This is a genomic window from Streptomyces sp. NPDC048111 (assembly GCF_043202815.1).
GTDB lineage: Bacteria > Actinomycetota > Actinomycetes > Streptomycetales > Streptomycetaceae > Streptomyces.
Genome location: NZ_JBIDBD010000006.1, coordinates 290,870 through 298,259 on the forward strand (window position 1 = coordinate 290,870; position 7,390 = coordinate 298,259).

Genomic DNA, 7,390 nt, shown 5'->3' on the forward strand with positions numbered 1-7,390 from the left:
CAAAGGAGTTCACCATGCCGGAATCCAGCACGATCGGTGTGCGGGTCACCGATACGGCGCTGCCGCACCACGACCCCCTCGATCTGTACGTCCGGCTGCGCGAGACCCTGGCCGCCGACGACGTGTTCCTCTTCGAGAGCGTGGACGGCGCCGACCAGGACCGCCGCTGGGCCGTCGTCGGCTTCGGCCGGCTGGCCGAGATCCGGGTGCACGACGGGCATCTGGAGATCGACGGGGCGGCGCGGATCGCCGAGGCGCTGGCCGCGCGGGCCGGCGGGGCCGGGATGACGGACCACACCGTCACGGACGGCACGCACCGGCTCGCCTTCGGCTCGGCCGAGCAGATGTGGGCGTTGCTCGCCGGGGCCCAGGCCCTGTTCGACGTCACGACCGACGTCCCGGCCACGGCGTACGCCTTCGGGTTCCTGGCCACGTTCGCCTACGAGTCGGCCTGGCACATGGAGACGCTGCCCCGGCGCACCAAGGCGGCGGGCGGCCCGGACATCACGCTCACCCTGTTCCGCGACACCGTCTGGTACGACCTGGCCCGCGGCGGCGTGCGCCAACTGGCCGCCGAGAGCGCCGCGTTCGCGGACGTACCGCGCCGCGCGGACGCGGCGCTCGCCGCCGGGTTCGCCTGGAGCGTGCGGCGCGACGGCGTGCGTCCACCGGTGCCGGCGGCGCCCGCCGCGCTGTCGGTGCGCGACAGCGTGAGCCACGAGACGTTCCTCGGCTGGGCCGAGCGGTGCCTCGAACACATCCGGGTCGGCGACATCTACCAGATCCAGATCGGCCACCGCATCGACGTGCGCACCGAGTTGGCCCCCGTGGACGTGTACCGGCGGCTGCGGGCCCGCAACCCCTCGCCGTACATGTATCTGATGCCGCGGGCCGGGCGCACCCTCATCGGGGCGAGCCCCGAGCTGTTCTACCGGATCGAGGGCGACGAGATCACCATGCGGCCCATCGCCGGCACCGCCCGGCGCGGCGGGGACGACGAGGAGAACCAGCGCCGCGTCAAGGAGATGCGCGAGAGCACCAAGGAGCAGGCCGAGCACATCATGCTGGTGGACCTGTGCCGCAACGACATCGGGCGGGTGACCCGGCCCAGCACGCAGCCGGTGGACCGGCTGATGGCGGTGGAGACGTACTCGCACGTCTTCCACCTCGTCTCGACGGTCACCGGACGCCTCGAACCCGACGTCGACACCTGGCGGGCACTGCGCGCCACGTTCCCCGCGGGCACCATGACGGGCGCCCCCAAGGTCCGCGCCATGGAGATCATCGACACCCTGGAGCAGGAGCGGCGCGGGAGTTACGCGGGCGCGGTGGGCCTGGTCGACGTGCGCGGCTGGAGCGAACTGGCGCTGACCATCAGGACGGTGGAGTACGACGGCCACACGTACTCGACGCAGAGCTCGGCGGGCATGGTGGCGCAGTCGGAGCCCGAGTCGGAGTGGCGCGAGACGCTGGCGAAGATGGGGGCCGCCTACTGGGCGCTGACCGGTGAGGAGCTGTCGGCATGAAGGTGCTGCTGATCGACGCGTACGACAGCTTCGTGCACATCATCGACCAGTACCTGCGCACGCTCGGCGCGCGGACCGAGGTCGTGCGGTCGCTGACCTGCTCCCCCGACGAGCTGGCCGCCCGCGAGCCCGACGCGGTGGTGCTCGGCCCGGGCCCCGGCCATCCGGCGCGCTCGGGCCATGTGGACCTGGTGCACCGGTTCGCCGGGCGGGTCCCGCTGCTCGGGGTCTGTCTGGGCCACCAGGCGATGGCCCTCGCGTACGGCGGCCGGATCGAGGTCGCCGAGCAGGTGATGCACGGGCGGACCAGCACGGTCCGGCACGACGGGGCCGGTCTGTTCGAAGGGCTCGGGCACACCCTGGAGGTGACCCGCTACCACTCCCTGATCGTGTCCGATCCCCTGCCCGACGAGCTGGTGGCCACGGCCGTCGCCGTCGACCACGGCTATCTGATGGGCCTGCGCCACCGCACCCTGCCGATGGAGGGCGTGCAGTTCCACCCGGAGTCCATCACCACCACGGGCGGCCTCACCATGCTCGACAACTTCCTTGCACAAGTGACCGGTTGGCGCTCCGAAGCGCCGCTCGTACGGGTCTGATCCCGCTCATCGCCAGGCGGCCGCCGCCAGTGCGCGCACCGCTTCGGACACGCCCGAGCGCGGCAGGTGGGCGTGGCCGACCACCAGCGCCGGGGCGCTGCGGCCGGGCCCGGCGTGGAAGGGCGCGGCGCCGCGCAGCAGTACCGAGCGGCGCAGCGCCCGGGCCACCAGGGCCGCCTCGTCGGTGCCCCGGGGCAGCCGGAGGTAGGCGTGCAGTCCGGCGCCCCGGCCGAGCACGGCGGCTCCGGGCAGATGGCGGCGCACCGCCTCCTCCAGGCACTCGCGGCGGCTGCGGGCCAGCGAGTTGAGGCGGCGCAGATGCCGGTCGAAGAGGCCGCTGCGCAGCAGTTCGGCGAAGGTCAGCTGGGTGAGGGTCTCGGTGCCGAGGTCCTGGCGGGCGCGGGCGCGCAGCAGCAGGTCGAGCACCGGCTCGGGCGCCGCCAGCCAGCCCAGCCGCAGCCCCGGGGCGAGGGACTTGCTCGCGGTGCCGGCGTAGACCACCCGCTCGGGGTCGGTGCGCTGGAGGGCCAGCGGCCGGGCGCCGGGTTCGTACCACAGGCCGCCGTCGTAGTCGTCCTCCAGGACCCAGCCGTCCACCTCGCGCGCCCAGCGGCACAGCTGCTCACGGCGGCGCGGCGAGAGGGTGACGCCGGTCGGGAACTGGTGGGCCGGGGTGACCAGCACCGCGCGCGCCCCGGACGCGGCCAGCGCCGCCACGTCGATGCCCTCGGCGTCGACCGGCACCGGCACGGCCCGCAGCCCGCTCTCGCGCACGAACTGGCGCTGGCCCGGGTGGCCCGGGTCCTCGATGGCCAGGGCGTGGATGCCGAGCCGGGGCAGCGCCGCACACATCAGGCCGAGGGTCTGGGCGAAGCCCGCCACCACCATCAGCTGCCCGGGCGAGGTGCGCACCCCCCTCAACCGGCCGAGGAAACGGGCGAGTTCGAGGCGCAGGTCCGCCTCCCCCGCGAGCGAGGGGTAGTCGTGGTCGGCCGGGTCCGCCGCGTACAGGACGCGCTGGTAGCAGCTGAGCCATTCGCGGCGCGGAAAGGCGGGGATGTTGCCGCCGCTGGGCCGCAGGTCCCAGCGGACCGGCCGCGCGGGCTCCCCGTCGTGCGGCCCGGGCGCCCCGGGCCCCCCGTCCGGCGCCCCGGGCGCCGCGGGCTCCTCCAGGAGCGCGGGCACCACGCTCCGCCCGCCGTCCAGGTGGCGCACCACACGGGTGCCCGCCCCCTGGACCGCCTCCAGATAGCCCTCGGCGACCAGTTGTCCGTACGCCTCCACGACGACGCTGCGCGAGACGTCGAGGTCGTCCGCGAGCCGTCGGCTGGACGGCAGCCGGGTGCCGGGGTGCAGAATTCCCCCGGTTATCTCCCGCTTGATGAAATCCTGGATCTGCGAGGTCAGGGAATCCGAGGAGTCTCTGACCACCTCCACCGCCATGTGCAGGGCCATCGGACCCCTCCCCCTTCACGAATTGGACCGCATTTCTCGTCGAACAGTGGTCTGGAGGGCGCGGGGCGCGCCTCACAGAATGGATCGCGCACCCTTCCGTCGGCGCCTTTCGAGGAGATTCCCCATGACTGCCGAGCCCCAGGGCCGTACCTGGCCGGAATTGCTGAACTCGCTTGTGGAGCAGCGGGATTTGACGACCCGGGAATGCTCCTGGGCGATGGACCGGGTGATGTCGGGAAGTGTCGGGGCGGCTGCCCTCGCCGCTTTCCTGGTGGCCCTGCGCGCCAAGGGCGAGACGGCCGGCGAAATCGAGGGCCTGGTGGGTTCCATGCGCCGGCACGCGGTGCCGCTGCGGGTGGCGGGTCCGACCCTGGACATCGTGGGCACCGGCGGCGACGGCTCGAACAGCGTGAACGTGTCCACCATGTCGGCGGTCGTCGCGGCCGCCGCGGGGGCCAGGGTCGTCAAGCACGGCAACCGCTCGGCGTCCTCGGCGTGCGGCTCAGCCGATGTGCTCGAAGAGCTCGGCGTGGCCCTGGACCTCGCGCCCGAGCTGGTCGCCACGGTCGCCGAGGAGACCGGCATCACCTTCTGCTTCGCCTCGGTGTTCCACCCGGCGATGCGGCACGCGGCCGCGCCCCGCCGGGAGATCGGTGTGCGCACCGTCTTCAACGCGCTCGGCCCGATCGCCAACCCCGCCGACCCGGCGGCGCAGGCCATCGGCGTGGCCGACGCCCGGCTCGGGCCGCTGCTCGCCGAGGTGCTGGCCCGGCGCGGGGTGTCGGCGCTGGTCTTCCGGGGCGACGACGGGATGGACGAGCTGACGGTCACCACTACCTCCACCATCTGGTCGGTCCACGAGTCCCGGGTGCGGTGCGAGACCTTCGACCCCCGCGACCTCGGCATCGCCTGCGCGCCGCCCGAGGCCCTGCGCGGCGGTGACCGCGCCCACAACGCGCGGGTGGCCCGGGAGACCTTCGCGGGGGCGCGCGGCCCGGTCAGGGACGCGGTCCTGCTGTCGGCCGCCGCGGGCCTCGCCGCCCTGCACCCGAGCGGGCGGCCCGTCACCGAGCGGCTCGCCGAGGGCATGGGCCGGGCCGCCGGGGCGATCGACTCGGGTGCGGCGACGGACCTGCTGGAGCGCTGGACGACGGTCACCGCCAAGTACGCGGCGCAGGGCTGAACGTGCGGGCGGCGGGCGCACAGGGGCCCGCCGCCACCAGGTCCGCGACGGCGGCGCGGGTTCCCCCGACGGGCCGGCGCGGGGTGTTCAGGACGGCGGCCCACCGGTCAGCTGCGCGAACACGTCGTCCAGGGTCGGGCGGCGCAGCGCGAAGTCCGAGACGGTGACGCCCGCCCCGCGCAGGGCCACCGCGACGTCCGCGACGTCGCCGAGGCCGTCGTCCAGGAGGATGGAGACCTGGCCCTTCGCCTCGTCCACCGTCGGGGCGGTGGTCAGGGCGCTGCCGAGCGCGGTGAGCACCGCGCCGACGTCCGAGGGCGTGGGGACCGTCAACTCCAGCCGGTCGCCGCCCACTTTGCGCTTCAGCTGGTCCGGGGTGCCGTCGGCGATCACCCGGCCGGAGTCCACGACCACGATCTGATCGGCCAGGACGTCGGCCTCCTCCAGGTACTGGGTGGTCAGGAGCAGCGTCACCCCGCCGGCCACCAGCTCCCTGACCAGGTCCCACAGGGCGAGCCTGCTCACCGGGTCCAGACCCGTGGTCGGCTCGTCGAGGAACAGCACGGGCGGCGAGGTGATCAGACAGCTCGCGAGGTCGAGCCGCCTGCGCATGCCGCCGGAGTAGGTGTGCGCGGGGCGGTGGGCCGCGCCCGCCAGGTCGAAGCGCTCCAGGAGCTCGTCCGCCCGGCGCCGCGCCGCCCGGCCGCCCAGGTGCAGCAGCCTGCCGAGCAGGACCAGGTTCTCGTGCCCGGTGAGCACCTCGTCCACCGCGGCGTACTGGCCCGCGAGGCCGATGCGCCGGCGCACCTCGACGGGCCGGCGCACCACGTCGAAGCCGGCCACCTCGGCCCGGCCGCCGTCCGGCGGCACGAGCGTGGTCAGCACCTGCACCGTGGTCGTCTTGCCGGCCCCGTTGGGTCCGAGCAGGCCGAGCACCGTGCCGGCCCGGACGTTCAGGTCGATCCCCGAGAGCGCCTCGACGCCCCGGTACCGCTTGCGGATGCCCTCCGCCCGGATGGCCATCTCCACGTCGGCCGCCCCGTTCCCTCAGCGCGCCGGGTCTTGGGCCGGCTCGCGCAGGGAGCGCGGGCGCATGTCCGTCCAGTGCTGCTCGACATGGGCCAGCGCGGCGGCGTGCGGGCTCTCCTCCAGGACCACCGTCCATCCGGGCGGGGTCGGCGCGAAGGCCGGCCAGATGCTGTACTGCGCCTCGTCGTTCACCAGGACCCGGAACGTGCCGTCCTGGTCGTCGAAGGGGTTCGGCATGTCGTCGCTTCCGTTCTCTTCGGTCGTACGCGGTCAGGGGTATTCCGGGTGGTCCGGCGTTCGGTGGCGCGGGAGTTCAGGCGGCCCGGTCGAGCCGGACCGGCAGGCTGGTGTACCCGTACACGAAGTTGGAGTAGAGGGTCCTGGGGGCGCCGGCGATCTCGATGCCGCCGACCTTGCGGCGCAGCGCGGAGAGCATCGCCGAGACGTGCGTGCGCCCCAGGAAGGCGCCCAGGCAGAAGTGCGGGCCGTGCCCGAAGGCGACGTGCTTGTTGGGGGTGCGGGCCAGGTCGAAGCGGTCGGGCTCGGCGAAGACGTCCTCGTCGAAGTTGGCGGCGCTGTTCCACAGGGTGACCACGTCGCCGGCGGCGATGGTGCGCCCGCCGATCTCCACGTCGGTCAGCGCGCGCCGCCCGAAGTGCATCGCCGGGGTGGTCCAGCGCAGCACCTCCTCGGTGGCCGTCTCCAGGTCGGCGTCCCCGCGCAGGGCGCGCCACTGCTCGGGGTGCTCGGCGAGCGCGAGGACGGCGCCCACCGACGACATCCGGCTGGACTCGTCGCCGCCGAGGATCAGGCTGTAGCAGTTGAAGACGATCTCGTCCTCGCTCAGCGGGCGGCCGTCGACGACGCCGGTGGCCAGGGCGCTGAGCACGTCGTCGCCGGGGTGGCGGCGGCGTTCGGCGGCGAGCGCGGAGAAGTACAGCAGGATCTCGTTGCGGGCCAGCCACTCCTCCTCGGCGCCGTGCTCGGAGCTGGTCCGCGACAGCGTCTGGGTGTTCCAGTGGACCAGCTGTTCGCGGTCGGCGGCCGGGATGCCCATCAGGTCGCCGATCGTGTTGATCGGGATGTGGTCGGCGAGGTCGGTCACGAAGTCGAACGAGCCGCGGTCCAGGGCCTCGTCGAGCAGCGCGTCGGTGCGCCGCTGCACGCCCTCCACCACCGGCGCGAGCACCCGGGGCGAGAAGGACTTGAGCATCAGGTTGCGGATCTCGCGGTGGCGCGGTCCGTCGGTGACGGCGAGCATCTTGCCCGACGCCGAGTCCTGGCCCTGGAGCAGCGTGGCGAGGACGTTGCCGCGCTCCGAGGTGAACCGCTTGTTGTCGCGGTACACCGCGAGCACGTCGGCGTGCCGGGACAGCACCCAGAAGGGCGGCGCGCCGCCGGTCGCGGGGTGCAGATGGACGGGCCGCTCGGCCCGGAAGCGGGCCCACATCGCCCGCAGGTCGGTCTCGGCGAAGGTCCGTGGATCGGTCAGGTCGATCCGGTCCAGATCTGGTGCGATGGACATGGTCGGTGCCATGGCGTCTCTCCGTTGACGGGCGTCAAGTGCGGTGTAATACGGGCGTGTTGGGGCGCGGCTT

7 protein-coding genes are annotated in these 7,390 nt (G+C 73.7%); 3 read left to right on the forward strand and 4 right to left on the reverse strand.

Translation table 11 applies throughout. The annotated features are described in order from the left end of the window. Nucleotides 1-14: 14 nt before the first annotated feature. A complete protein-coding gene (locus ACGF3I_RS14510; RefSeq protein ID WP_393131712.1) occupies nt 15-1,526 on the forward strand; it encodes an anthranilate synthase component I family protein in 1,512 nt (503 codons plus the stop codon). Further along, nucleotides 1,523-2,125, forward strand: a complete 603-nt coding sequence (locus ACGF3I_RS14515; RefSeq protein WP_393131714.1) for an anthranilate synthase component II — start codon at nt 1,523-1,525, stop codon at nt 2,123-2,125. Before ACGF3I_RS14510 ends, ACGF3I_RS14515 begins: the two co-directional genes overlap by 4 nt. Nucleotides 2,126-2,131: 6 nt before the next feature. On the opposite strand, the gene ACGF3I_RS14520 is transcribed toward ACGF3I_RS14515, so the two are convergent. Further along, nucleotides 2,132-3,580 (reverse strand): PLP-dependent aminotransferase family protein, encoded by a 1,449-nt coding sequence (locus tag ACGF3I_RS14520; RefSeq protein WP_393131716.1) that lies wholly within the window; start codon nt 3,578-3,580, stop codon nt 2,132-2,134. A gap of 124 nt (nt 3,581-3,704) precedes the next feature. On the opposite strand from ACGF3I_RS14520, the gene trpD reads away from it, so the two are divergent. Then, nucleotides 3,705-4,763 (forward strand): anthranilate phosphoribosyltransferase, encoded by a 1,059-nt coding sequence (gene trpD / locus ACGF3I_RS14525; RefSeq protein WP_393131718.1) that lies wholly within the window; start codon nt 3,705-3,707, stop codon nt 4,761-4,763. A gap of 87 nt (nt 4,764-4,850) precedes the next feature. Here the strand turns inward: trpD and ACGF3I_RS14530 are convergent, their stop codons facing one another. The 3 genes from ACGF3I_RS14530 to ACGF3I_RS14540 form a co-directional block, all read right to left on the reverse strand. Next, nucleotides 4,851-5,786, reverse strand: coding sequence for an ATP-binding cassette domain-containing protein (locus ACGF3I_RS14530; protein ID WP_393131780.1), 936 nt, complete (start codon nt 5,784-5,786; stop codon nt 4,851-4,853). Nucleotides 5,787-5,810: 24 nt separating this feature from the next. Beyond that, nucleotides 5,811-6,029: an MbtH family protein gene (locus tag ACGF3I_RS14535; protein WP_393131720.1), complete on the reverse strand. Its 219-nt coding sequence runs from the start codon at nt 6,027-6,029 to the stop codon at nt 5,811-5,813. A gap of 76 nt (nt 6,030-6,105) precedes the next feature. Beyond that, on the reverse strand, nt 6,106-7,329 hold the full coding sequence (locus ACGF3I_RS14540; protein ID WP_393131722.1) for a cytochrome P450: 1,224 nt from the start codon (nt 7,327-7,329) through the stop codon (nt 6,106-6,108). Between the last annotated feature and the right edge of the window lie 61 nt (nt 7,330-7,390).